This window comes from Streptomyces sp. NPDC060209, from assembly GCF_042728155.1.
Classification (GTDB): Bacteria; Actinomycetota; Actinomycetes; order Streptomycetales; family Streptomycetaceae; genus Streptomyces.
In genome coordinates this window covers 1-25346 of record NZ_JBHWZS010000061.1, presented here as the reverse complement: position 1 = coordinate 25346, position 25346 = coordinate 1, and the positions used below count along the sequence as shown (strand labels likewise).

The 25346-nt window shown below is 71.2% G+C and carries 21 protein-coding genes; 16 read left to right on the top strand and 5 right to left on the bottom strand.

The window, feature by feature from the left end:
* Positions 1 to 533 precede the first annotated feature (533 nt).
* The 8 genes from ACFWFI_RS14830 to ACFWFI_RS14795 all read left to right on the top strand — a co-directional run bounded on the left by ACFWFI_RS14830 (position 534) and on the right by ACFWFI_RS14795 (position 11660).
* Positions 534 to 1787, top strand: coding sequence for an ROK family transcriptional regulator (locus ACFWFI_RS14830; RefSeq protein WP_387389433.1), 1254 nt, complete (start codon positions 534 to 536; stop codon positions 1785 to 1787).
* 335 nt (positions 1788 to 2122) lie between these two features.
* On the top strand, positions 2123 to 2680 hold the full coding sequence (locus ACFWFI_RS14825) for a flavin reductase family protein (RefSeq protein WP_387389431.1): 558 nt from the start codon (positions 2123 to 2125) through the stop codon (positions 2678 to 2680).
* Between the two features lie 13 nt (positions 2681 to 2693).
* On the top strand, positions 2694 to 3758 hold the full coding sequence (locus ACFWFI_RS14820) for an ABC transporter substrate-binding protein (protein WP_387389430.1): 1065 nt from the start codon (positions 2694 to 2696) through the stop codon (positions 3756 to 3758).
* Positions 3755 to 4639, top strand: coding sequence for an ABC transporter permease (locus ACFWFI_RS14815; RefSeq protein ID WP_387389426.1), 885 nt, complete (start codon positions 3755 to 3757; stop codon positions 4637 to 4639). The genes ACFWFI_RS14820 and ACFWFI_RS14815 overlap by 4 nt, the downstream gene beginning before the upstream one ends.
* Entirely contained in the window at positions 4615 to 5361 is a 747-nt protein-coding gene (locus ACFWFI_RS14810) for an ABC transporter ATP-binding protein (protein ID WP_387389424.1), read from the top strand. Before ACFWFI_RS14815 ends, ACFWFI_RS14810 begins: the two co-directional genes overlap by 25 nt.
* 31 nt (positions 5362 to 5392) lie before the next feature.
* On the top strand, positions 5393 to 6772 hold the full coding sequence (locus ACFWFI_RS14805) for an LLM class flavin-dependent oxidoreductase (protein ID WP_387389422.1): 1380 nt from the start codon (positions 5393 to 5395) through the stop codon (positions 6770 to 6772).
* Positions 6769 to 10629, top strand: a complete 3861-nt coding sequence (locus ACFWFI_RS14800) for an ABC transporter ATP-binding protein (RefSeq protein ID WP_387389420.1) — start codon at positions 6769 to 6771, stop codon at positions 10627 to 10629. The genes ACFWFI_RS14805 and ACFWFI_RS14800 overlap by 4 nt, the downstream gene beginning before the upstream one ends.
* The gene (locus ACFWFI_RS14795; protein ID WP_387389417.1) at positions 10626 to 11660 is read left to right on the top strand and encodes an aldo/keto reductase; all 1035 of its coding nucleotides are present in this window, start codon (positions 10626 to 10628) and stop codon (positions 11658 to 11660) included. The genes ACFWFI_RS14800 and ACFWFI_RS14795 overlap by 4 nt, the downstream gene beginning before the upstream one ends.
* Here the strand turns inward: ACFWFI_RS14795 and ACFWFI_RS14790 are convergent.
* Positions 11657 to 12061 (bottom strand): VOC family protein, encoded by a 405-nt coding sequence (locus ACFWFI_RS14790; protein WP_387389415.1) that lies wholly within the window; start codon positions 12059 to 12061, stop codon positions 11657 to 11659. The genes ACFWFI_RS14795 and ACFWFI_RS14790 overlap by 4 nt on opposite strands.
* Positions 12062 to 12191: 130 nt before the next feature.
* Between ACFWFI_RS14790 and ACFWFI_RS14785 the strand changes: the two genes are divergently transcribed.
* Together ACFWFI_RS14785 and ACFWFI_RS14780 are read left to right on the top strand one after the other, a co-directional pair.
* The gene (locus ACFWFI_RS14785) at positions 12192 to 13688 is read left to right on the top strand and encodes an MFS transporter (RefSeq protein WP_387389413.1); all 1497 of its coding nucleotides are present in this window, start codon (positions 12192 to 12194) and stop codon (positions 13686 to 13688) included.
* Positions 13685 to 14716 carry a glutathione S-transferase family protein gene (locus tag ACFWFI_RS14780; RefSeq protein WP_387389410.1) on the top strand — a complete coding sequence of 344 codons (1032 nt, stop codon included), beginning with the start codon at positions 13685 to 13687 and terminating at the stop codon, positions 14714 to 14716. Before ACFWFI_RS14785 ends, ACFWFI_RS14780 begins: the two co-directional genes overlap by 4 nt.
* Positions 14717 to 14721: 5 nt before the next feature.
* On the opposite strand, the gene ACFWFI_RS14775 is transcribed toward ACFWFI_RS14780, so the two are convergent.
* Positions 14722 to 15588, bottom strand: coding sequence for a DMT family transporter (locus tag ACFWFI_RS14775; protein ID WP_387389408.1), 867 nt, complete (start codon positions 15586 to 15588; stop codon positions 14722 to 14724).
* A gap of 103 nt (positions 15589 to 15691) precedes the next feature.
* Here ACFWFI_RS14775 and ACFWFI_RS14770 point away from each other — a divergent pair, with 103 nt between their 5' ends.
* Positions 15692 to 16810 carry a winged helix DNA-binding domain-containing protein gene (locus ACFWFI_RS14770; protein ID WP_387389405.1) on the top strand — a complete coding sequence of 373 codons (1119 nt, stop codon included), beginning with the start codon at positions 15692 to 15694 and terminating at the stop codon, positions 16808 to 16810.
* A gap of 39 nt (positions 16811 to 16849) precedes the next feature.
* Here ACFWFI_RS14770 and ACFWFI_RS14765 read toward each other — a convergent pair whose 3' ends face one another.
* Positions 16850 to 17695, bottom strand: a complete 846-nt coding sequence (locus ACFWFI_RS14765) for a response regulator transcription factor (protein ID WP_387389403.1) — start codon at positions 17693 to 17695, stop codon at positions 16850 to 16852.
* Positions 17696 to 17800: 105 nt separating this feature from the next.
* On the opposite strand from ACFWFI_RS14765, the gene ACFWFI_RS14760 reads away from it, so the two are divergent.
* Both ACFWFI_RS14760 and ACFWFI_RS14755 read left to right on the top strand, forming a co-directional pair.
* Positions 17801 to 19477 (top strand): AMP-binding protein, encoded by a 1677-nt coding sequence (locus ACFWFI_RS14760; RefSeq protein WP_387389401.1) that lies wholly within the window; start codon positions 17801 to 17803, stop codon positions 19475 to 19477.
* Positions 19474 to 21081: an AMP-binding protein gene (locus ACFWFI_RS14755; RefSeq protein ID WP_387389399.1), complete on the top strand. Its 1608-nt coding sequence runs from the start codon at positions 19474 to 19476 to the stop codon at positions 21079 to 21081. The genes ACFWFI_RS14760 and ACFWFI_RS14755 overlap by 4 nt, the downstream gene beginning before the upstream one ends.
* Before the next feature lie 21 nt (positions 21082 to 21102).
* On the opposite strand, the gene ACFWFI_RS14750 is transcribed toward ACFWFI_RS14755, so the two are convergent.
* Positions 21103 to 21324 (bottom strand): hypothetical protein, encoded by a 222-nt coding sequence (locus ACFWFI_RS14750; protein ID WP_387389396.1) that lies wholly within the window; start codon positions 21322 to 21324, stop codon positions 21103 to 21105.
* Between the two features lie 92 nt (positions 21325 to 21416).
* On the bottom strand, positions 21417 to 22142 hold the full coding sequence (locus ACFWFI_RS14745) for a hypothetical protein (protein ID WP_387389394.1): 726 nt from the start codon (positions 22140 to 22142) through the stop codon (positions 21417 to 21419).
* A 257-nt stretch (positions 22143 to 22399) separates the two neighbouring features.
* Between ACFWFI_RS14745 and gcl the strand changes: the two genes are divergently transcribed.
* The 3 genes from gcl to ACFWFI_RS14730 all read left to right on the top strand — a co-directional run bounded on the left by gcl (position 22400) and on the right by ACFWFI_RS14730 (position 25307).
* On the top strand, positions 22400 to 24184 hold the full coding sequence (gene gcl / locus ACFWFI_RS14740) for a glyoxylate carboligase (RefSeq protein WP_387389393.1): 1785 nt from the start codon (positions 22400 to 22402) through the stop codon (positions 24182 to 24184).
* Positions 24185 to 24436: 252 nt separating this feature from the next.
* Complete coding sequence (locus tag ACFWFI_RS14735) at positions 24437 to 24886, top strand: DUF6083 domain-containing protein (protein ID WP_387389390.1); 450 nt, start codon at positions 24437 to 24439, stop codon at positions 24884 to 24886.
* A gap of 100 nt (positions 24887 to 24986) precedes the next feature.
* Positions 24987 to 25307, top strand: a complete 321-nt coding sequence (locus ACFWFI_RS14730; protein ID WP_387389387.1) for a hypothetical protein — start codon at positions 24987 to 24989, stop codon at positions 25305 to 25307.
* Positions 25308 to 25346: the final 39 nt, after the last annotated feature.

The window sequence follows — 25346 nt, the reverse complement described above, 5'->3', positions numbered from 1 at the left end:
CCAAAAACTATGCGCGTAGACCGGTCGTGGCAAGAGACCGGAGGTTAATTCCGGGCGTCATTGCCCCGCTGCCGCCGAACAGTTCGGGTCCGGGCCGGCGTCCGTCCGGCTCCGCCCGCGCATGCCCGCGCGCCGCGGGTCCCCGGGACGGGGCGGACGGGTGCGACGACCTGCGGTGGTCCACGGAACGCCGGACGGCGACCGGCAGTTCACCGACGGCACGGGAGTCCACCATGCGGTCAGGTGTTTGACCGGCTTACGGCGTTCCGGATACGTTGCGTGACATGCAGCGATCCGCACACCTGACGACGCGAGGTCATGTCGACCTGAAGCGCGTGTGCTCCGCGGCGTGTCACCGGGGCTGAGCACCCGCAGTCCGCGCCCGGAGGAACTTTCCCCTTCCCGGCTTGCGCAGGACGCCCCGTCACGGACGGCGGGACCCAGGCCGGCACGATGCCGCCGAGTCCGTCAGGAGGCCCCTGTTACGGGGCACTCACCTCCACGCCCGCTGCCATCGAGGACCTGGAAGACCTGTGACAAGTCTGCCTGCGCCCACCCGCCGCTCCCGGCCCCCGCGCCGCTCCGAGATCCCCTCGTCCGGACACGCACGCCGCGCCTCGGGCACGGGGTCCGTGCTGGGCGCGATCCTCGACCACGGCCCGGTGGCCCGCTCCACAGTCGCCAGGCTCACCGGGCTCTCGCCCGCCTCGGTGACCGGGCACGTGGGGCAGCTCCTGTCGCGCGGCCTTGTCCGGGAGAGTGCCGAGGCGACCGGTCCGCGCGGGCTCGGACGCCCTCACGTACCCGTCGAGATCGACACCTCCCGCTTCCTGGTGGCCGGGGCCCACATCGCGGTCGCGCACTCCACGGTCGCCCTGATGGATCTGCGCGGCCGGGTCGTGGCCGAGGACCGCCGGCCACACATCGACACGGACCCGCGCCGCATCCTCGACGACCTGGCCGCCAGGCTGCCTCTGCTGACGGCCTCCCACGCGGCCGGCCGGCAGGTGCTGGCGCTGGGCGTCGCCACAGGGCACCGGGTGGATCCCGCCGCCGGAGTCGTCGTGGAGCATCCGCACCTGGGCTGGCGCGCCGTTCCCGTACGCGAGATCCTGACCGCCGCCACCGGGCTCCCGGTCCATGTGGACAGTCATTCCCGGGCGTTGGCCCGGGCCGAGCAGATGTTCGGCGAGGTGTCGACGCGGCGCAGCACGGTGCTGCTCTTCATCGGCGCGGTGGTCGACGGGGCCTACGCCACCTCCGGTGAACTGCACCGGGGGCCGCGCTCCGGCGCCGGCAGCGTGGCCCATCTCCCCCTGGGTTCAGGCGGATCGGGCGACGCGGAGCCCTGTCGGTGCGGGCGTACCGGATGCCTGCAGTCAGAGGTTTCCGAACGGGCCATGATCCGCCGCGCCGCCGAACAGAGCCTGCACGTAGGGACGTTCCAGGAGTTGCTGGATCACGCCATGGCAGGGGAGCCGCGGGCCGTGGCTCTGTTCCGCCGCCGCGCCCGCCTGGTGGGCAGGGCCGCCGCGTTGCTCCTGGACATGTTCGACCCGGAATGCCTCGTGGTGGTCGAGCCCGGGGCGGGCCGGCTGCCGGAGTGCCTCGCCGACCTCAGGGAAGAGGTGGGGATGCGCTCCTGGGTCTGCGACGATCCGGAACGGGCCGTGGTGCCCAGCAGCTTCACCGGATCGGTGCTGGCCACGGCGGGCGGTGCGGTGGCGCTGGGCGCCCTGTACACCGACCCGCTGGGTCCGTGGCCCGCGCTGCCCGCGGTGTCCTGACCTCCTCCGATTCCCGCTTTAATTCAGAACGTTGCATTGTTGACCGGCCGCAGCCCGAACGGGAAGATGGATTCATGACCAGCCGACAGCGGAATTCAGAGAGCGTGCCCACAGCGGCACGCTCCTGCCGCACGGCCGCGCCGACGAGCGGAAACGCCCGGCGCTCCTGTTGTCGTCCCTGTCCGGGTAACCGATAACCCCCTGCTGAATTACCGGGCGGTCCGCACTCGTGCGTGATTCTCCTTCCGCCCGTACTCCCGTGCACCCTCGCGCGCTTCGACAGGTCCTCACGCGATTCCGCACGCCCAATTTCCGCCTTTGACCGGAGAGAGACATTGACCGTCACCGTGTCCTCGTACGCCGCCGTCCGACCGTCCGATTCCACCGCCACCGCAGCCACTCCCGGTATCGCACCGGAGCGCTTCAAGCAGGCCTTCCGCAGGTACCCGGCGGGCGTCGTCGTCGTCACCGCCGACGCCGGTCACGGGCCGGTGGGATTCACCGCCACCTCGCTCAGCTCGCTGTCCCTCGCCCCGCCGCTGGTCTCCTTCGGCATCGGGACGTCCACCTCGTCCTGGCCGCACATCGAACAGGCCTCCACGGCCGTCGTGAACTTCCTCGGTGTCGAACAGACACAGGTGGCAACCACGTTCGCCACCAGCGGCATCGACCGGTTCGCCGCCCCGACCCGCTGGCGCCGGCTGCCCGGCGGGGACCCCGTGCTCGACGGGGTGGCCGGCTGGCTGCGGCTCACCGTGCAGAGCATCGTCCCGGCCGGCGACCACCGCATCGTCGTCGCCAGGGTCGAGGAGTCCTGGCTGGACGAGGGACGCAGTCCTCTGCTCTTCCACGACGGCTCCTACCACTCCATCCGCCCCGCGCCCGACCAGTGATCAGGAATTCACCATGACACGCCATGACAACCGGCGGGCCCTGGCCCGGAGGTCTTTTCTCGCTCTCGCGGGAGGCACCGTACTGAGCCTCGCCGCATGCTCGCCGCAGGTGAAATCCGTCGCCGGTGCGGAACCCGCCGGCGCTCTCCCGTCCGGAGTTCCCGCATCCGGGACCAAGCTGAAGATCGCCGCTCGTTCGGCACAGCTCCAGCTGAAGCCCGCAGGGCTGGCGAAGGAACTCCCCTTCACCGTCACCGAGTGGCCGAACCTTTCAGCGGGACCCGATATCATTCAGGGTTTCCGTGCGAAATCCATTGACCTGGCCACCAATGCCGGAATTCCGCCGATCCAGGCACACGCCATCGGCGTCCAGGCGAAAATCGTCGCGGTCCAGGTCCGCCGGCACCCGCTCTACACCTTCGCGACGGCCCCCGGCTCGTCCATCACGAAGGCCGAGGACTTCCGGGGCAAGAAGATCGGGTTCTCCCAGGGCCAGGCGCAGGGCGTCGTCGTCCTGCGCGCGCTCAAGGAAGCGGGACTGAAGAACTCCGACGTCGAGCTGGTGGCCCTGCCCAGCACACAGTTCCTCACCGCCCTGCAGTCCGCGCAGGTCGATGTCGCGCCGCTGGGAGAGCCGACCCTGACGAAGTATCTCGACCAGTACGGCAAGGACGGCGCCCGCGGGGTGAAGACGGAGGTCGTCGACCTGCTGACCGTGCTCTGGGCGCCGAACGAGGTACTCAACGACCCGGAGAAGGCCAAGGCCGTACGCAGCTTCATACCTCTGTGGGCGCGGGGTCAGGTCTGGGCCTGGGAGAACCAGGACGAGTGGATCGACACGTACTACGTGAAGGACCAGGGCGTTTCCAAGGAGGACGGCAGGCGCATCGTCGACTCGCAGCACAAGCCGCAGTTCCCGGTCAGCTGGGACGAGGCCGTCGACTGGGAGCAGGAGACCGCCGATCTGCTGGCCGAAGGAGGCTTCGTACCGAAGCAGAAGGCCTCCGAACTGTTCGACCGCCGATTCGAAGGGCTGGCGGCGAAGGCCGTGGCCGCCGAGTACCGGGAGGGGTCATGACCGACCTGTTGGCGAAAGCGCGGACGGCCAAGACGGAGACTGCGACGCCGGAGCCTGCCGGATCCCGGGCCACCGGGGGCTCGGCGCACGTCTCCAAGGGCACCCGCCGGCGCCTCGGCCCCGGCCGGGCGCTGCCCTTCGGGCGGCTGATCGGCCCGGCGCTGCTCGTGCTCCTGTGGTGGGCAGCCTCCGCGTCCGGCTATCTCGATCCGCGGATCCTTTCCTCACCGGGCACGGTGTTCGCCACCGCGGGCGACCTCGTCAGCACCGGCCGCCTCCAGGACAACGTCCTGATCTCGCTCCAGCGCGCCGGGCTCGGTCTGTTCTTCGGGGTGTCGGCCGGGGTGATCCTGGCCGTGGCGGCGGGGCTGAGCCGCAGCGGTGAGTATCTTCTGGACGGCCCGCTCCAGATCAAGCGGGCCATCCCCTCGCTGGCGATGCTCCCCCTGCTGATCCTCTGGCTCGGCATCGGTGAGCAGATGAAGGTCACCGTGATCGCGCTCGGCGTCGCGGTGAACATGTACATCAACACGTACGCCTCGCTGACCGGCATCGACAGCAAGTACGTCGAGCTTGCCGAAGGACTCGACCTGAGCCGCGGGCAGTTCGTCCGCAAGGTCGTCGTCCCCGGCTCGCTGCCAGGCTTCTTCGTCGGCCTGAGGCTCGGCGTCACCTCGTCCTGGCTCGGCCTCATCGTGGTCGAGCAGATCAACGCCACCAGCGGCATCGGCTACATGATGTTCCAGGCCCAGCAGTACGCCCAGTCCGACGTGATCATCGTGGGGCTGGTGGCCTACGGCATCTTCGGCTTCGCCTCGGACGCGGCGGTACGCGCAGTCGAAAGGAAGGTCCTGTCATGGCGACGCACACTGGCGGGCTGACGGAAGACCGGCCCGCGATCCGCACCTCACGTCTGGTACGGCGGTTCGGCGACCGGGACGTCCTGAAGGAACTCGATCTGACAGTGGCGCAGGGGGAGTTCACGGCGCTCCTCGGGCGCAGCGGCTCCGGCAAGTCCACGCTGCTGCGGGCCGTCGCCCGCCTCGACCACACCGTCGAGGGATCCGGCGAACTCGTCGTACCGGACAGGGTTTCGCTCTCCTTCCAGGACTCCCGGCTGCTGCCCTGGCTGAGGGTGCTCGACAACGTCGTCCTCGGACTGCGCGGCCCCGGGGCTCGCGAGCGAGGCCTGACGGCGCTCGCCGAGGTCGGCCTGGAGGGCCGCGACCGCTCCTGGCCCCATGAGCTGTCCGGCGGCGAACAACAGCGCGCCGCTCTGGCCCGCGCCCTCGTGCGCGACCCCGAACTCCTTCTCGCGGACGAGCCGTTCGGCGCCCTGGACGCGCTGACCAGGATCAAGATGCACGACCTGCTGCGCGAACTGTACGAACGCCACCGCCCCGCGGTGCTGCTGGTCACCCATGACGTCGACGAGGCCGTGGAGCTCGCCGACCGGGTCCTCGTCCTGGAGGACGGCCGCATCTCCGTCGATCTCAGGATCGATCTGCCGTCCCCGCGCTCCCGCCGCGAACCGCGCTTCCAGGAATACCGCGACACACTGCTCGCCGCCCTCGGCGTGGCACAGCCCCAGCTCACGCACTGATCTTCCGAGATCCTCCGAGGAGAAGACACCCATGCCGCGCAAGCAGCTCCACCTGAACGCCTTCCTGATGTCCACCGGCCACCACGAGGCGTCCTGGCGGCTCCCCGAGAGCCATGCCGAAGCCAACTCCGACCTGGAGCACTACAAGAACCTGGCGCGCATCGCCGAACGCGGGCTCCTCGACTCCCTGTTCTTCGCGGACGGCCCCGTCCTCATGGGCGACCCCGGCCGGCGGCCCGCCGCCAAGCTGGAACCCACCGTGCTGCTCACCGCCCTCGCCGGGGTCACCGAGCGCATCGGTCTGATCGCCACCGCTTCCACCAGCTACAACGAGCCCTACAACCTGGCCCGCCGGTTCGCCTCGCTGGACCACATCTCCGGCGGCCGGGCCGGCTGGAACATCGTCACCACCGCCGGTGCCGACGCGGCCCGCAACTTCGGTCTCGACGACACCCCGCTGCACCGCGACCGCTACCGGCGCGCCGCCGAGTTCGTCGAGGTGTCGACGAAGCTCTGGGACAGCTGGGCGGACGACGCGGTCGTGGCCGACAAGGAGGCCGGGGTCCACGCGCTGGCCGACCGGGTGCGCAGCATCGGACACACCGGCGAGTTCTTCCGGGTCGACGGCCCGCTCAACGTACAGCGGACCCCGCAGGGCTATCCGTTGCTCGTGCAGGCGGGTTCCAGCGAGAACGGCAAGGACTTCGCGGCCCGTTACGCCGAGGCGGTGTTCACCGCGCAGCAGACCCTCGAGGAGGGCATCGCCTTCTACAAGGACGTCAAGCAGCGTGCCGAGGCGCTGGGCCGCAATCCCGACGGCATCAAGATCCTGCCCGGCATCGTCCCGGTCATCGGAGACACCGAGGCCGAGGCGCTGGAGCTCGACGCCGAGCTGGACCGGCTCATCGTCCCGGAGTACGCCAAGCGCCAGCTGGCCAGGACGCTGAAGCTCGACCCGGCCGAGCTGCACCTCGACCGGGAGCTTCCGGACGGCCTTCCCGACGAGGACGAGATCGAGGGGGCCAAGAGCCGCTACACCCTCGTCGTGGAGCTCGCCAGACGCGAAAAGCTGACGGTGCGTCAACTAATTGGCCGGCTCGGCGGCGGGCGCGGACACCGTACCTTCGCCGGTACGGCCGAACAGGTCGCCGACACCATCGAGCACTGGTACGACAGCGGGGCGGCCGACGGCTTCAACATCATGCCCGCCGTGCTCCCCTCCGGGCTGGAGGTCTTCGTGGACCGGGTCGTCCCGATCCTCCAGGAGCGGGGTCTGTTCCGCACCGAGTACACCGGATCCACCCTGCGTGAGCACTACGGGCTGCCGAGGCCGGCCAACCGGCTGTTCGACACCGTCGACACGAGTGAGGGCCACACCGGCATCGGCCTCGCCACGGCGGCGGCCCGGTGACCGACTGTCCTGACACGGGGCGGCGCGAGCGGACGGGACGGTCCGGCGAACAGCCGCCCGCGCCACCCGGCTGGGCCAGGCGGATGCTGGGGTACTGCCTGCGCCACCGCACCGACCTGCTCCTGGCCTTCGGGGCGGCCCTGGTGGCCGCCGTCGCGACCGCCACCCTGCCCCTCGTCCTCCGTCACGTCGTCGACGGAGTGGCGGGGGGCGGCGCGGGACCGCTCCTCCCGTGGATCGCCCTCCTCGCCGGACTCGGAGCCGTCCGCTTCGCAGCGAGCTTCACCCGCCGCTACCGCTCCGGCCGGCTCTCCCTCGGCGTGCAGTACGACCTCCGCAACGACGCCTTCGCCGCCCTGCTGCGGCTAGGCGGCGCCCAGCAGGACGATCTGCGCACCGGACAGGTGGTCAGCCGGTCCATCTCCGACATCACCCTGATCCAGACCCTGCTGCAGTTCCTGCCCAACCTCACGGGCAACGCCCTGATGTTCCTCGTCTCCCTGGTCTTCATGGCGGTGCTCTCACCGCTGCTGACCGTGGTGGCCCTCGTCGTCGGTCCGCTGCTCTACCTCATCGCCCTGCGCAGCCGCCGCGACCTGTTCCCCGCCAACTGGCACGCCCAGCAGGAGGCCGCCGAGGTGGCCTCCGCCGTGGAGGCGACCGTCACCGGGGTCCGCGTGGTGAAGGGCTTCGGCCAGGAGGCCCGGGAGCTCGCCGGCCTGGAGGACCGTGCCCGCACCCTGTTCGCCTCCCGGCTGCGCGTCGTCCGCTTCACCAGCTGCTACAACCCGGCGCTCCAGGCGGTGCCGGCCCTCGGCCAGGTCGCCGTCCTCGCCCTGGGCGGCTGGATGGCCCTGCACGGCCGGATCTCGCTGGGCACCTTCCTCGCGTTCACCACCTACCTGGGATCCTTCGTCACCCCCGTACGCCAGGTGGCGACCCTGCTCACCGTCTGGCAGCAGGCACGGGCCGGCGCCGAGCGCGTCCTGGAAGTCGTCGACGAGGCGCCGGTGATCACCGACGCGCCGGACGCCCGCGACCTCCCCGACCAGCCACCGGCGCTCTCCTGGCAGGACGTCACCTTCGCCTACGGGGAGGCCGAACCGCTCCTGAACGGCTTCAGCCTCGACGTGGAGCCCGGCGAGACCGTGGCCCTCATCGGCCCCGCGGGATCCGGCAAGTCCACCGCCGCGGCCCTGCTGCCCCGCTTCTACGACGTGCCGTCAGGGTCCGTACAGGTGGGCGGAATCGACGTGCGCGCACTCACGTCCGCCTCCCTGCGTTCCCGTATCGGCTTCGTCTTCGAGGAGAGCCTGCTGCTCTCCGACACCGTGCGCGCCAACATCGCGTACGGCGTCCCGGACGCCGCCGACGAGCAGATCCGACGGGCCGCCCGCATCGCCCGCGCCGACGAGTTCATCGAACGGCTGCCCCTCGGATACGACACCGTGGTGGGCGAGCAGGGGCTCACGCTCTCCGGAGGACAGCGCCAGCGCCTCGCACTGGCCCGCGCCCTCGTCGGCGACCCCGCCGTCCTCGTCCTGGACGACGCCACCTCGGCCATCGACGCCCGGGTCGAGGCCGAGATCCACGCCGGGCTCCACGAGGCCACCCGGCGCCGGACGACCCTCGTCATCGCACACCGCAGATCCACCCTGGAGCTCGCCGACCGCATCGCCGTACTCGACGGCGGGAGGATCACGGACACCGGCACCCTGGACGAACTCCGGTCCCGCTCAGCCCTGTTCCGCACCCTGCTCTCGACCGCAGAAACCCCGCAGGCCGATGCGGAGCAGCCCACCGCACCGCCGGCCGACGGGGTCACCGCACATCTGTGGCAGCGCGCCGAGAGCGCCGACTCCGAAGCCGAGGAAGGGACCGCCGTACGTGCCGCACAGGCACTCGCCGAGGCCGCGGCCACCTCGGGGCCCGGCCGGGGCGGGCCCGGCGGCGGGGTGCTCGGCTCCGCTCCGCCGAGCGCCGAACTGATGGCCGGCCTCGCCCGGCTTCCCCTGCCCGCCGCGGACCCGAAGATCTCCACCGGACAGGCGGTGGCGGCCGACCCCGACTTCCATCTGGGCACTCTGCTCCGGCCGTTGCGGCTGCCACTGCTGCTGGGCCTGTTCCTCGTCGCACTGGACGCCGGCGCGCAGATCGCCGTGCCCGTCCTCGTACGGCACGGAGTGGACCACGGCGTCGCCCGTCACGCGGGAGGGGTGCTGTTCGCCGCGGCCGCGTCGGCCGCCGTCGTCGTCGCCGTGAACTGGCTGATCGGCGTGGCCCAGGTCCGCACGACCGGGCGCACCGGCGAACGGCTCCTCTACACCCTCCGGGTGAAGACCTTCGCGCAGCTCCAGCGCCTCGGGCTCGACTACTACGAGCGGGAGCCCGCCGGCCGGATCATGACGAGGATGACCACCGATGTGGACGCCCTGTCGAACTTCCTCCAGACCGGGCTGATCACCGCGGTGGTGAGCCTCCTGACCATCCTCGGCGTCCTGGTCGCGCTCCTCGTCATCGACGCGGGACTGGCCGTCGTCCTGCTCGTCGCGCTGCCCGTGCTGATCGGCGCGACCGCCGTGTTCCGCCACTGCTCCGTCCCCGCCTACCGGGAGGCCCGGGAACGCATCAGCGCCGTCAACGCCTGCCTCCAGGAGAACGTCACCGCCATCCGCGTCACCCAGGCGTTCCGCCGGGAGGAGCACAACGCCCGTGACTTCGCCCGGCTGGCCTGGTCCTTCCGCACCTCACGGCTGCGCGCCCAGCGCTACATGGGCACCTTCTTCCCGTTCGTGGAATTCCTCGGCACCCTGTCCACGGCCGCCGTACTCGTCATCGGCGCGGGCCAGGTCGGGGCGGGCGAGCTCAGCGCGGGAACCCTCATCGCGTTCCTCCTCTACGTCGAGCTGTTCTTCTCGCCGATCCAGCAGCTCTCCCAGGTGTTCGACGGCTACCAGCAGGCCGTCATCGGCCTCGGCCGGCTCCGCACGCTGATGCGGACCCCGGCAGCCACCCCCTCCGCCGAGCACCCCCGGGACGTCGGCGAACTGAGCGGGGAGGTCGAATTCGACGGGGTCTCCTTCGGCTACGCGGGCGGCGGCGGCCAGGAAGTGCTGCACGGCCTCTCGTTGCGCATCGCACCGGGCGAGACCGTCGCCCTGGTCGGTGCCACCGGAGCGGGCAAATCCACCGTGGTCAAGCTCCTGGCCCGCTTCTACGACCCGACAGCGGGCACGGTCCGGGTCGACGGCCAGGACCTGCGCGACCTCGACCTGGCAGCGTTCCGCCGCAGGCTCGGCCTCGTCCCGCAGGAGGCCCACCTCTTCAGCGGGACCGTCCGGGACGCCATCGCCTACGGCCGTCCGGAGGCGGCCGACGCGGAGGTCGAGGCGGCCGCCCGCGCCGTCGGCGCGCACGAGATGATCGCCGGACTGCGGCTCGGCTACCTCCAGCCGGTGGGGGAGCGGGGCAGAGGACTGTCCGCCGGGCAGCGCCAGCTGCTCGCCCTGGCACGCGCCGAGCTCGTGGACCCGGACATCCTGCTGCTCGACGAGGCGACCTCCTCGCTCGACCTGGCGACCGAACGCCGGGTCGCCGCCGCCACGGACGTGCTGTCCCGGCGCCGCACGACCGTGGTCGTCGCCCACCGGCTGACGACCGCCGCCCGTGCGGACCGGGTCGTCGTCATGGACGCCGGAACCGTCGTCGAGAGCGGCACGCACACCGCGCTGCTGGCCGCGCGCGGGACGTACCACCGCCTGTGGGAAGCCTTCCGGCAGACCGGGAACCCCTCACCCGCGGATGAACTCACCGACCACCCCACCACCGACGAACTCGTCAAGGAGAACGCAGGATGACGGAGTACCGCACCCTCGGGCGCACCGGCGTGAAGGTCAGCCCGCTGGCCCTCGGCACCATGATGTTCGGCCCCCGCGGCAACCCCGACCACGACGACAGCATCCGGATCATCCACCACGCGCTGGACTCGGGCATCAACTTCGTCGACACGGCCGACGTCTACTCCGCCGGCGAGTCGGAGACCATCGTCGGGAAGGCCCTCACCGGCGGCCGGCGCGACAACGTGGTGCTGGCCACCAAATTCCACGGCAGCCTCGGTGACGACCCCAACGAGCGGGGCAACAGCCGCCGCTGGATCATCCGGGAGGTCGAGAACAGCCTCCGCAGGCTCGGCACCGACTGGATCGATCTCTACCAGGTGCACCGCCCCGAGCCGGACACCGACTTCGACGAGACCCTCGGCGCGCTCTCCGACCTGGTCCACCAGGGCAAGATCCGCTACATCGGCACGTCGACCTTCGAGGCGTCCGCCATCGTCGAGGGCCAGTGGCTCGCCGAGCGCAGGGGCCGCGAACGCGTGGCCGCCGAACAGCCCCCGTACTCCCTGCTGGCCCGCGGCATCGAGCGCGAGGTCCTGCCGGTCGTGCAGCGCTACGGCCTCGGAGTGCTGTCCTGGAGCCCGCTCGCCGGCGGCTGGCTCTCCGGCCGCTACCGCACCGGCGCCGAGCAGCCCACCTCCAGCCGTACCGACCGCCAGGCGGCCCGCTTCGACATCTCCGCGCCGGAGAACGCCGCCAAGCTGGCCGCCGCGGAAGCTCTGGCCCGGCTCGCCGAGGAGGCGGGGCTCACCCTCGTGCAGCTCGCCCTGGCCTTCGTACTCGAACACCCGGCCGTGACGTCGGCGATCATCGGGCCGCGCACCTTCGAACAGCTGGACAGCCAGCTCGGCGCGGACAAGGTGAAGCTGAGCCAGGACGTCCTGGACCGCATCGACGAGATCGTCCCGCCCGGCACCAACCTGTCGGCGCGCGACGCCGGTTACACCCCGCCGTCGCTCACCGAATCCGCGCTGCGCCGCCGTTCCGCCTAGGCGGTGTCCGCCCGCCGCGCCGGATACACGGCCAGGGAGAACGAGTGCCCTGCCGGATCGTTGTAGACGCGGACATCACGGGGACCGCTGTTGCTGTCCCCCGTGTCCACCGGCCGGGCGCCGAGGCCTATCGCCTCGCGCTCGGCCTCGTCCATGTCTCCCGGGTCCACCAGAACACGCAGGTGCGCCTGCAGGGAGTCCTCCGGGCGCGGCCAGCTCGGCGGCGCGTAGCCGTGGTCGCGGCGGACGGCCAGGTGCACACCGGTATGGCCGACGATCTCGACGAAGTCGGGATCGCTCCCGATCCGCGTCTCCGCGTCGAGGAGTTTCGCATAGAAGTCCGCGAGCTCAAGCGGCTCGGCGCAGTCCAGGACCAGAACGCTCGTTTTGCCGACAGTCATGCCCTTTCGGTACCCCCGATGGGGCCGGGCACGCCGGATCCGTACCGTCCGCCGCCGACGGGGGCCCGCCGCACCGTCGCACGGCGCGCCCGAAAGGAGGACCGGGCGGACGCGAACTAGGGTGCGGACCATGGCAGAGAGCACGGAGCACCAGGCCACGGGCACACCCGGCCCCGGCCCCTCCGACCCCCGTCGCTGGCGTGCCCTCGCCGTCTGCCTGGTGGCGGGCTTCATGACGCTGCTGGACGTCTCCATCGTCAATGTGGCGCTGCCGTCCATCAAGGAGGGCCTCGACACCCCGGAGTCCGACCTCCAGTGGGTGCTGTCCGGCTACGCGCTCGCCTTCGGCCTCGTACTCATCCCCGGCGGACGACTCGGCGACGCCCGGGGCCGACGCGCGGTGTTCATGGCCGGGCTGACCCTCTTCACCCTGGCCTCCGCCGCCTGCGGGGCCGCCCAGTCCAGCCTCTGGCTCGTCATCGCCCGGCTCCTCCAGGGCGCGGCGGGCGGCCTGCTGTCGCCCCAGATCTCCGCGCTGATCCAGCAGATGTTCTCAGGACGCGAGCGCGGCCGCGCATTCGGCATGTTCGGCACGGTGGTCGGCATCTCCACCGCCGTCGGCCCGCTCCTGGGCGGCCTCCTGATCCAGGTGGCCGGGGCGCAGGAGGGCTGGCGCTGGGTGTTCTACGTCAACCTGCCGATCGGGATCGTCTGCCTCCTTCTGGCCCGGCGGCTGCTCCCCGACACACCTTCGGCGACCCGGGTACGCCCGCGCGACCTGGACCCCGTCGGCGTCCTGCTGCTCGGGGCGGGGGTCCTCGCCCTGCTGCTGCCGTTCGTCCAGGCCCAGCAGTGGCCGGGCAACGGCAAGTGGCTGCTCGTCGTGGTGGCCGCCGTCCTGCTCACGGCGTTCGTCGCGTGGGAGTCCCGCTGCGCGCGGCGGGACGTCCAGCCGGTGCTGAACCTGTCACTCTTCCGGCTCCGGTCCTTCTGGCTGGGCTGTCTCATGATCCTTCTGTACTTCGCCGGCTTCACCTCGATCTTCTTCATCAGCACGCTCTACCTGCAGTCCGGGCTGAACTACAGCGCCCTGGAAGCAGGTCTGGCGATCACCCCGTTCGCCCTGGGCGCCGGTGGGGCGGCAAGCATCGGCGGCCGTCTGGTCGGCCGCTTCGGGCGGCCCCTCATCGTCGTGGGACTCACCATGGTGGCCGTCGGACTCGGACTCACCGCGCTGGCCGCGCACCTGGTGCCGGGCAGGGGCGCCGGGCTCGCGATGGCGGCCCCGCTGCTGCTGGCCGGCCTGGGCAGCGGTCTGGTCATCGCACCCAACCAGACCCTCACACTCTCCGAGGTGCCCGTCGGTAACGCGGGCAGCGCCGGCGGCACCCTGCAGACCAGCCAGCGCGTCGGCTCGGCCATCGGGATCGCCGCGGTCGGCTCGGTCTTCTTCGCCCAGCTTGGCCCCGGCGACTGGGCGGCGGCATACGACCACGGGCTCCTCGTCTCGGTCGCGTTCGTGCTCGCGAGCCTGATCGTGGCGCTGGCCGACGTCGCGGCGGGCAGGCGGGGAAGGAGACGTTCCGAGACGGCCGAAGCCACCGACGCCCCGAGGGGAACACCATGAGCGACACCGAGGACCGGGAGAAGGACGGAAACAGCGCGTACGGCCACAAGCCCTTCAAGCGCTCCCGCAGCCACTTCGCCGACCGCATCACCGCCGACGGCCGGGACGGCTGGCCCGTCGAGGCCGGGCGCTACCGACTGGTCGTCAGCCGGGCCTGCCCCTGGGCGAGCCGCGCCCTCGTCTCACGCCGGCTGCTCGGCCTGGAGGAAGCCCTCTCACTTGCCGTCGCAGACCCCGTCCAGGACGACCGCAGCTGGCGCTTCACCCTCGACGAGGGCGGCAGGGACCCGGTGCTCGGCATCGGCTACCTGAGCGAGGCCTACGACGCACGGGAACACGGCTACCCCGGCGGGGTCAGCGTGCCCGCGATCGTCGACGTACCGACCCGGGCCCTGGTCACCAACGACTACCAGCAGATCACGCTCGATCTGGCCACCGAATGGACCGGCCTGCACCGACCCGGAGCCCCCGACCTCTACCCGGAGCGGCTGCGCGACGAGATCGACACGGTGATGGACGGCATCTACAGGGACGTCAACAACGGCGTCTACCGCGCGGGATTCGCCTCCGGTCAGAGCGAGTACGAGGCGGCTTACGTCGATGTGTTCCGCCGCCTGGACCTGGTCTCCGAGCGCCTCGCCGGGCAGCGCTACCTGGTCGGGGACACGATCACCGAGGCGGACATCCGGCTGTTCACCACGCTGGTGCGCTTCGACGCCGTCTACCACGGACACTTCAAGTGCAACCGCTCGAAGCTCACCGAGGACCCCGTCCTGTGGGCGTACGTCCGCGACCTGTACGGCACCCCGGGCTTCGGCGACACCGTCGACTTCGACCACATCAAGCGGCACTACTACCAGGTGCACACCGGTATCAACCCGACCGGCATCGTGCCGCTCGGCCCCGACCCGTCGGGCTGGCTGACCCCGCACCACCGGGAGCAGCTGGGCGGCCGGCCCTTCGGCGACGGCACCCCGCCCGGGCCGGTGCCGCCGGGCGAGGAGGTCCCGGCGCGCGGGCGCCCCTGACCGGCTCACTCCACGCGCGCCGGGGCCGCGTTCGCCGTCGCCAGCGGGGAGCGGGCCAGGACGACACAGCCGACGGTGATCAGAGCCACCCCGATCAGCTGGGGCAGGAGCCACCATCCGGTCCGCAGCTCCTCGCCGAACAGGGTCACCCCGTAGGTGATGCTGATCAGCGCGTCCCCGAGCGTCAGCATCGGCTGCACCGCCACCAGCGAGCCGGCCTGCAGCGCGTTCTGGAGGAGGAACAGCGCACCCACGCCGGCCGCCGCGGTGGCGTACAGCTGCCACGCCGTCAGCAGCCCGGTCACGCCGTCGGCGTCCAGCCGCGCCATGGCGTCCTTCATCAGTGCGGCGGTCAGCGCGTACCCGCACGCCGCGGCCAGTCCCAGCAGCGCGGCCCGGGTGTTGCCGGTGGTGCCGAGCGCCGTGGCGATCAGCGCTGCCTCGAAGAGCCCGGTCGCCACCAGAGCCGGGATCCAGGCCGCCCCCTGGACGTCGTCGCTGCCGCCGACGGGCGCGGCGGCAGCCATTCCGAGGGCCAGGCCCAGCGTCACGGCGGCCACCCCGGACCAGACCTGGCGCGACACCCCGGCCCGCATGACGAACCCGGCGACGAGCAGGGTCGCGGGCAGCTCGATCACGAAGATCGGCTGGACGACGGCGATGGGACCCGTGGCCAGCGCCACCGCCTGGCAGACGGCCGCGACGATCACGAGACCGATCCCGGCGAGCCACACCTTCTGCCGCAGCAGATGCCTGACCAGCGACAGGCGCATCGCCTCGCTGTCGGGCACGTCGAGGGCGGCACGGCGCTGCAGCACCGAGGCGGTGCCGTTGCTGAGCGCGGTGAGGACGGCGAACAGGACACTGATCACCGCCCCATCATGAGGGCCGACGACGTCCTGCCCGCGATGCCGCGGACCGTGCGAGTGTCGCCGTTCCGGGACGGTGTCACAGGGCCCGCGTACTCTGCGCACCATGGCCGCCAAGAACGCTCCCGTGCTCTCCACCCGCGCACTCAACAGGGCAACGATGGAGCGGCAGTTGCTGCTCCGCCGGACCGTCGTCCCGGTGAAGGACGCCGTCAGCCGTCTCGTGGGCCTGCAGGCCCAGAACACCAGGCCGCCGTACTTCCAGCTCTTCTCCCGGCTGGAGGGCTTCGAACCGGCCGCGCTCGCGGCGCTGATGGAGTCGCGCGAGGTGGTCAGGATCGTCACCCTGCGCTCCACCATCCACACCCACACCGCCGAGGACGCCCTCACGCTGCGCCCCCTGGTCCAGCCGGCGCGCGACCGGGAGCTGAACATGTTCCGGAGCGGGCTCACGGGCGTGGACCTGGACCGGCTCGCCTCACTCGCCAGGGAGCTGGTCGAGGAACGGCCGCGCACCATGAAGGAGTTGCGGGAGGAACTGCTCCTCCACTGGCCCGGCGCCGACCCCCGGGCACTCGCGGTCGCCGCCCGGTGCCGGCTGCCGCTGGTCCAGGTCACCCCGCGCGGGCTCTGGGGGCGCAGCGGGCAGGTCGCCCTGACGACGGCCGAGCACTGGCTGGACAGCCCCTCGCAGCCGGCGGCCTCGCCCGACGCGGCCGTGCTGCGCTACCTCGGAGCGTTCGGTCCGGCCTCGGTGAAGGACATGCAGATGTGGGCCGGGCTCACCCGGATGCGCGAGGTGTTCGAACGTCTGCGGCCCCGGCTCGTCACCTTCCGCGACGAGAACGGCGTCGAACTCTTCGACCTGCCCGACGCCCCGCGCCCCGACCCCGAGACCCCGGCCCCGGCGCGGTTCCTCCCCGAGTTCGACAATCTCCTCCTCGGTCACGCCGACCGGACCCGGGTGATCCCGCCCGCGTACAAGGGGCGCAACGGCGTGGGCAACCAGTCCTACGGAACCGTCCTGGCCGACGGGTTCCTGGCCGCGCTCTGGCGCCTCGACGAGACCGGGGACACCGCGGTCGTCACCGTCCAGGCTCTGGGCGTGCTCGACCGGGCCGCCCGGGAGGAGATCACCCAGGAGGCCGTCGACCTGCTGACGGTGATGTCTCCCGCGTCCGTGTACGACGTCCGGTTCGACACGTTCGTCGACTTCGGGGACTGAGGCCGCCCGGCCGGAGCGAGCCGGCCCGCGTGGGCCCGGCTACGGCAGCAGACCCGCACGGCGTGCCGCCACCACCGCCTCCAGCCGGGTGTGCGCCCCCAGCTTCCGCATCGCGGACCGCAGATAGCTCTTCACGGTCTCCGGCCGCAGCCCGAGCCGTTCGGCCGCCGTGGCGTTCGTCGCGCCCGACGCGACGCACGCGATCACGTCCACCTCGCGGGGCGCCAGCCGTACCCGCCCGGCCGCCGCGCTCCGGTCCGCCCCCGTGGCCGACGCGAGCCGCCCGCACACAGCGAGCAGTTCGTCGCGCAACGCCGGGTCCACGATCTTCGGGGCAAGGGCGCGCAGCTCGCGATGGGCCTCGCGGACGTCCTCCCAGGTGCCGGGGCGCGTGTCCGGATCGCTGATCTGCTCCCGGGTGGCCGCCAGGAGCTGCTGCACCTCGTCCCGGACGGCCAGGGCCTGCTCCACGTCCCGGGCCGCCGAGGCCGCCACGTCGAACGTACGGTCCCCGAGCGTGAGCGGCTCGCGCAGCGCCCCGTACAGCACACCGCGCACCGTCCGGCGTACGACGACGGGCACCGCGACGACCGAGCGCAGGCCTTCCGCCGCGACGGCCGTGTCGTACTCATGGCTGATGTGGCGCGACGAGGGGTAGTCCGAGACCGCACACGGCCGGGACAGGGCGATCGCCTTGCCGCCGAGCCCGCTCCCCGCCGAGATGACGAGCCCGCGCAGTGCGGGTGTCTGCGCCCCGCTCAGCTCGGCGATCAGGGCGTGGCGGGCGTCGGACAGCAGCCCGCCGAAGACCACCGGCAGCCCGCTCGTCCGGCGCAGCCTGAGCAGCGCCGCCCGCAGCTCGGTCGCCTCGCCAGGTTCCGGCACGCCGATTACTCTCCGCCCTGTCGGACCCACCCCCGTTCGGGGGTGGTGAGATCTGGGTCACTGTTCACATGATGTTAAAGGACGGGTTCGCGACGAGGAGGACACATGCCGGCAACGAGTGCGACGGAGACGTTCCGGGCGGCACGGGACTTCCTGATCGAGCACCGTGAGGACTACACCACGGCGTACGAGGGCTTCAGCTGGCCCAGGCCCGACTACTTCAACTGGGCGCTCGACTGGTTCGACGTCATCGCCGCGGACAACGACCGCACGGCCCTGCACATCGTGGAGGAGGACGGCGGCCGCACCGAGGTGTCCTTCGCCAGGATGGCGGCCCGCTCCGACCGGGCGGCGAACTGGCTGCGGGAACAGGGCGTGGCGGCGGGCGACCGGATCCTCGTCATGCTCGGCAATCAGGTCGAGCTGTGGGAGACGGCGCTGGCCGCGATGAAGCTGCGCGCCGTCGTCATCCCCGCCACCCCCCTACTGGGGCCGGTCGACCTGCGCGACCGGGTCGAACGCGGCAAGGTCCGCCACGTCCTCGTCCGGTCGGCGGACACCGCGAAGTTCGACGAGGTGCCCGGCGACTACACCCGTATCTCCGTCGGCGCCGATGTCGAGGGCTGGCTCTCCTACAGCGGGGCCGACGAGGCGTCGGAGACCTTCACCCCGGACCGGGAGACGGACGCCGGCGAACCCCTGATGCTCTACTTCACCTCGGGCACCACGGCGAGCCCGAAGCTCGTCGAGCACACCCATGTCTCATATCCGGTCGGCCACTTGTCGACGATGTACTGGATCGGCCTCAAGCCCGGCGACGTGCATCTGAACATCTCCTCACCCGGCTGGGCGAAGCATGCCTGGTCGAATCTCTTCGCGCCGTGGAGTGCCGAGGCCACCGTCTTCATCTTCAACTACACCCGGTTCGACGCGGCCCGGCTGATGGCGGAGATGGACCGCTCGGCGATCACCAGCTTCTGTGCCCCGCCGACGGTCTGGCGGATGCTCATCCAGGCCGACCTGGCGCAGCTGAAGACGCCGCCGCGCGAGGCCGTGGCGGCCGGGGAACCGCTCAACCCCGAGGTCATCGAGAGCGTCCGGCGCGCCTGGGGCGTCACCATCCGCGACGGCTTCGGGCAGACGGAGACCGCCGTACAGGTGGCCAACACGCCGGGGCAGCGGCTCAAGACGGGCTCCATGGGGCGGCCCAGTCCCGGATTCAAGGTCGAACTGCTGGACCCGGTCTCCGGCGAACCGGGTGCGACGGAGGGCGAGATCTCGCTCGACCTGTCCACGGCCCCCGTCGGCCTGATGACGGGCTATCACGGAGACCCCGAGCGCACGGCCGAGGCCATGGCGGCCGGCTACTACCGCACGGGTGACATCGGTGCACGGGACGAGGACGGCTACATCACCTATGTCGGCCGGGCCGACGACGTGTTCAAGGCCTCCGACTACAAGATCTCGCCGTTCGAGCTGGAGAGCGCCCTGCTGGAGCACGAGGCGGTCGCCGAGGCCGCGGTCGTACCCGCCCCCGACCCGGTACGGCTCTCCGTCCCGAAGGCGTACGTCGTGCTCGCCGAGGGCTGGGAGCCGGGGCCCGACACCGCCAAGGTGCTGTTCGAGCACTCCCGGGCGGTCCTCGCCCCGTACAAGCGCATCCGCCGGCTGGAGTTCGCCGAGCTGCCCAAGACCGTCTCCGGGAAGATCCGCAGGATCGAGCTGCGCGAGCGCACGGCGCAGGGGACCGGCACCGAGTTCGACGAGGGGGATCTGCGATGAGCGGCCTGTCCTACGCGCACGGCACCGGCGACACCCCCCTGCTCGGCGACACCATCGGACGCAACCTGGACCGGGCCATCGAGGCGTTCGGTGAGCGGGAGGCCCTGGTCGACGTGGTGTCCGGACGGCGCTGGACTTACGCCGAATTCGGTGCCGCCGTCGAGGAGCTGGCCCGGGGGCTGATGGCGTCCGGGGTGGCCAAGGGTGACCGGGTCGGCATCTGGGCGGTCAACTGCCCGGAATGGGTACTCGTCCAGTACGCCACGGCCCGGATCGGCGCCGTCATGGTCAACATCAATCCGGCCTACCGCGCACACGAGCTGGAGTACGTGCTCGGGCAGGCCGGGATCTCCGTCCTGGTCGCCTCCCTCGCCCACCGCACCAGCGACTACCGCGCACTCGTCGGCCAGGTCCGCGCCAACTGTCCCGCACTGCGGTCCGTCCACTACATCGGCGACCCGTCGTGGGACGAGCTGACGGCCGCCTCGGAGTCAGTGACGCCGGGGGAACTGGCCTCACGTGAAGCCGGGCTGTCGTGCGACGACCCGATCAACATCCAGTACACCTCCGGAACCACCGGATTCCCCAAGGGGGCCACGCTCTCCCACCACAACATCCTCAACAACGGCTATTTCGTCGGGGAGATGGTCGCCTACACCGAACAGGACCGGGTGTGTCTGCCCGTGCCCTTCTACCACTGCTTCGGCATGGTCATGGGGAACCTCGGCATCACCTCGCACGGCGCCTGCATCGTGATCCCCGCGCCGGCCTTCGAGCCTGCCGCCGTGCTGGCCGCCGTCCAGCAGGAACGCTGCACCTCGCTCTACGGCGTGCCCACGATGTTCATCGCGGAGCTCGGCCTCCCCGGCTTCGCCTCGTACGACCTCTCCTCGCTGCGCACCGGGATCATGGCCGGATCGCCCTGCCCCGTCGAGGTGATGAAGAGGGTCGTCGCGGAGATGCACATGGACGAGGTGTCCATCTGCTACGGCATGACGGAGACCTCGCCCGTCTCCACCCAGACCCGCCGGGAGGACGACCTGGAGCGCCGCACGGGCACGGTCGGCCGGGTGATGCCGCACATCGAGGTGAAGGTCGTCGACCCGGTGACGGGCGTGACCCTGCCGCGTGGCGCGACCGGCGAACTGTGCACCCGGGGCTACAGCGTGATGCTCGGCTACTGGGACCAGCCGGAGCGGACCGCCGAAGTCGTCGACGCGGGACGCTGGATGCACACGGGGGACCTCGCGGTGATGCGGGAGGACGGGTACGTCCAGATCGCCGGCCGGATCAAGGACATGATCATCCGTGGTGGCGAGAACGTGTATCCGCGTGAGATCGAGGAGTTCCTCTACGGTCACCCGAAGATCGCGGACGTCCAGGTGGTCGGGGTGCCGGACGCGAAGTACGGCGAGGAGATCCTGGCCTGCGTCATTCCCCGTGACCCGGCCGACCCGCCGACGCTCGACGAGGTGACGGCGTACTGCGGTGAGCAACTGGCGCACTACAAGATCCCGCGCGGACTGCGGATCCTGGAGGCCTTCCCGATGACCGTCAGCGGTAAGGTGCGGAAGGTCGAACTGCGGGACGGATACGGCGCGTAGCCCGTGCCGGGGGCCGCGGGGTCAGGCGGCCTCGATGACGCCGGAACCTATGTCCTGGGTCGCCGCAGCCCACTCGATGAGCAGCACCTCGTACTCCGCGGCCTCCATCGGCGTCCAGTCCTGGCCGGCCCGGGAGTCGACGAGCGCGCGGATCGCATCGTTGGCCTCGACGGCGGACGGGTGGGCGGGCTGGGTCGGAAAAACGGAGGTGGAGTGGGTGGGAAGCCGAGGAGTTAAGACCATGCCTTCACTGTACGTCCTCATACTGACAACAGCTCGAACATATGCGGCTGGCAGGGCACAGGTGACCGAAATCATTCGCCGGGGGCCGGCGGTCAGGGGCCCACGCTGACCAACTCGTCCGCCGGGCCGTTCACCGGCTGCGGTGTGCCGGTGAGGTCCAGGACGAACAGCGGTACGGCGAGGCCGTCCGCGCGTGAACGTGCCTCGTCCGTGTAGCCGGCCAGGGAGAACAGCACGCTGGACACCGAGGTGTTCAGGGCGTTCAGCCAGAGGCACTCGACGTCCCGCAGGGCCGTCGGCCGCGTGGTCGCGTCGACCTGGGCGATGAGGCCGGCGGCCCTGAGGTCGATCCGGGAACTGGGCCGCAGTTCGGGCTGGACGACGTCGCGGAAGCCCAGCCACTTCAGGTAGAGCGCCGCGGTGTTCACGGCGTCGCGGGCCGTGCGTATCACCAGGGGCCGGAACGACGGCCGCGGATGCGCGGCCGTGCGCGGCAGCGGTATGTGGGCCGGGCCGGGCGATTCGGCCGCGGTGGACGGGGTGGTGGCGCCGCGCGTGGCCACCGGGCGCACGGGGATCCGCAGCACCGCGCCGCAGGGGCAGCAGAGTTCGGGGTGCGGCCACTGGTCGCGGCGCCCGCAGGAGTGGCACCGCACGCTGACCCAGTCGTCGTTCCAGGTGCGGTGCGTGATGGGTACGGCCGGCGCGCCGCGCATCAGCGGCGGGGCCGTCGGGGAGCCGCACGGGCAGGGGTATACCGGCGTGATGTACGCGTGATCCCGGTGGCAGACCGGGCAGCGCACCGGTACGGACTCCACGTGCTGCCCCTTCCTTCCGCCCCTGCGGCGGCGACTGCGTTCCGTATCTCCATCGTCCACCAGGAGCGACGCCCAGGGGAGGGAATCGCGCACTTCGGCCCGTCGGTCTCCGCCGCTTCCCCCGCCCTCCCTTGACGGTTGCCCCGGCCCGTCCTAAGTTGATTCCGTATAGCAGAACTAAATTTCCGTAATGCGGAATTGGTGCTCTCAGGTGGCGCGACAGAGCCCGACTCCACCAGGTCCGAGCAGGAGCACTCATGCCTCGTATGACCGCTGCCCGAGCGGCAGTTGAGATCCTCAAGCGCGAAGGTGTCAGCAACGCGTTCGGCGTGCCGGGTGCGGCGATCAACCCGTTCTACGCGGCCCTCAAGGCCTCCGGCGGGGTGCAGCACACCCTCGCCCGCCATGTCGAGGGCGCCTCCCACATGGCCGAGGGCTACACCCGTGCCGCGGCCGGGAACATCGGCGTCTGCATCGGTACGTCGGGGCCCGCCGGCACCGACATGATCACCGGCCTCTACTCGGCCATCGCCGACTCGATCCCGATCCTCTGCATCACCGGCCAGGCGCCGACCGCAGTCCTGCACAAGGAGGACTTCCAGGCCGTCGACATCGCGTCGATCGCCGCGCCGGTGACCAAGGCCGCGACCACCGTCCTGGAGGCCGCACAGGTCCCGGGCGTCTTCCAGCAGGCCTTCCACCTGATGCGCACGGGCCGCCCCGGCCCGGTCCTCATCGACCTGCCGATCGATGTGCAGCTCACCGAGATCGAGTTCGACCCCGAGCTCTACGAGCCGCTGCCCGTCCACAAGCCCGCCGCGAGCCGCAAGCAGATCGAGCGGGCCGTCGAGATGCTCAACGCCTCCGAGCGGCCGCTGCTCGTCGCGGGCGGCGGCATCATCAACGCCGACGCCTCCGCCCTCCTGGTGGAGTTCGCGGAGCTGACGGGGGTCCCGGTCGTCCCCACCCTGATGGGCTGGGGCATCCTCCCCGACGACCACGACCTGAACGCGGGCATGGTCGGTCTGCAGACCTCGCACCGCTACGGCAACGCGAACTTCCTGGAGTCCGACTTCGTCCTCGGCATCGGCAACCGCTGGGCCAACCGCCACACCGGGAAGCTGGACGTCTACACCGAGGGCCGCACCTTCGTCCACGTCGACATCGAGCCCACCCAGCTGGGCAGGATCTTCGCCCCCGACCTCGGTATCGCCTCCGACGCCAAGGCGGCGCTCGAGCTCTTCGTCGAGGTGGCGCGTGGACTGAAGGAAGCCGGCAAGCTGAAGGACCGCTCGGTGTGGGCCGCGTCCACGCAGGAGCGCCGGGCCGCGCTGCAGCGCCGTACGCACTTCGACAACGTGCCGCTGAAGCCCCAGCGGGTGTACGAGGAGATGAACCGGGCGTTCGGCCCCGAGACCCGGTACGTCACCACCATCGGCCTCTCCCAGATCGCGGGCGCGCAGATGCTGCACGTCTACCGGCCACGCCACTGGATCAACTGCGGCCAGGCCGGTCCGCTGGGCTGGACGATCCCGGCCGCGCTGGGTGTCGCCACGGCCGACCCGGACGGCTCCGTGGTCGCCCTCTCCGGCGACTACGACTTCCAGTTCATGCTGGAGGAGCTGGCCGTCGGAGCGCAGCACCGCATCCCGTACGTCCACGTGCTGGTGAACAACTCCTACCTGGGGCTCATCCGGCAGGCGCAGCGCAACTTCGACATCGACTTCCAGGTCAACCTGGAGTTCGAGAACCTCAACTCCCCGGAGCTGGGCGCCTACGGCGTGGACCACGTGAAGGTCGTGGAGGGCCTGGGCTGCAAGGCGATCCGGGTCACCGAGCCGGACCAGCTGCTGCCGGCCTTCGAGGAGGCGAAGAAGCTCGCGGCCGAGCACCGCGTGCCGGTCGTCGTCGAGGCGATCCTGGAGCGGGTCACGAACATCTCGATGAGCGGGACCGACATCGCGTCCGTCAACGAGTTCGAGGACGTGGCGTCCGAACCGGGCCACGCGCCGACCGCGATCCGTCCGCTGACGGTGTCCTGACCCCGCAGCCACCGCCGGAACCGCTGGGGCCCGGCCCGCCCGCTCCCACCTGGGGGCCGACCGCGGGCCGGGCTCCGGCGCTCCCGCCCGTCCTCGAGCCGGTGTGGGCGACGACCGGCCCCGCCCGGTGGGGATCCAGCGTCTCCGCGCGCCTCACGGGGCGTCCCCCGGCACACCGCATCGCTTCCGCACCACCCGGTGCGGCCGGATCGCGTCCTACCCGAACCTGAGCCCCGCCCGGATCCTTGGCCCATGGGGGACACCGATGACACCGCGTCCTGCCCGGACCGACCCGACGGCGACTCCGACCACCTGACGGCAGCCTTCCACGCACTCCTCGAAGGCGCCACCGCCCCACGACCGCCGGCTCCACCCGAGTGCCCGTTCTGCGAACTCCCGCAGGACCGGTACGCCACCGGTTACGCAGGGCACTGGATCCTCCTCGAACCCCGCATCCTCGTCCCGGCCCACACCGTCCCGCCACGACGGCGTTGGATCATCACCTCGACCGGAACGGCCATGAACCTGTGGGACGCCGAGCCGCTCCCCGGTGCCACGTGCCGGATCCCGCACCGCATCGCCTGCCCCTGTCTGGAGCCCGAGGACCACTGGCCGTGGGTGACAGCTCTGCGGCAGCACAACAGGCAACGGTCGCGACGCCTGTTCGATCTGCCCGACGAGGGGCTCCCGGACGCGGGGTGAAACCCCCGCAACGGGCGGCGCGGCCGGGGCTGTCGGCGGCAGGGGGAGAATGGCCGGTGTGAAGACAGGGCGGGGAGAGCCGGGCAAGGGGCGACGCTGGATGAAGTCCACGACATGGGAGACGGTCCCGGACGGGAACCGGCGCGTCTGTGCGGCCTGCGGGACCGCCGTCCGTTCGTACCGGTATCGCTTTTATCCCCCGGAGAGCGCCTCGTTCGAACGGTGCGTCGGGCTGGCATGGTGTTCCGGCTGCCGGGTCTACTCCGGCTCGATGGTGCACGTACCCCGGGTCCAGGTGCTCGACGACGCCCTGGCATCGCTGCCGTGGGACCGGCGGGAGCGTGTAGAGCGGAGCGAAGCGAAGCTCGTCGGGTATCTCGACGAGCGGCTACGGAGCGAGGAAGCGCCGTCCGCACCCTGACGGCACGTCATGACACAGGGGTGCGGTGCACGCCTGACC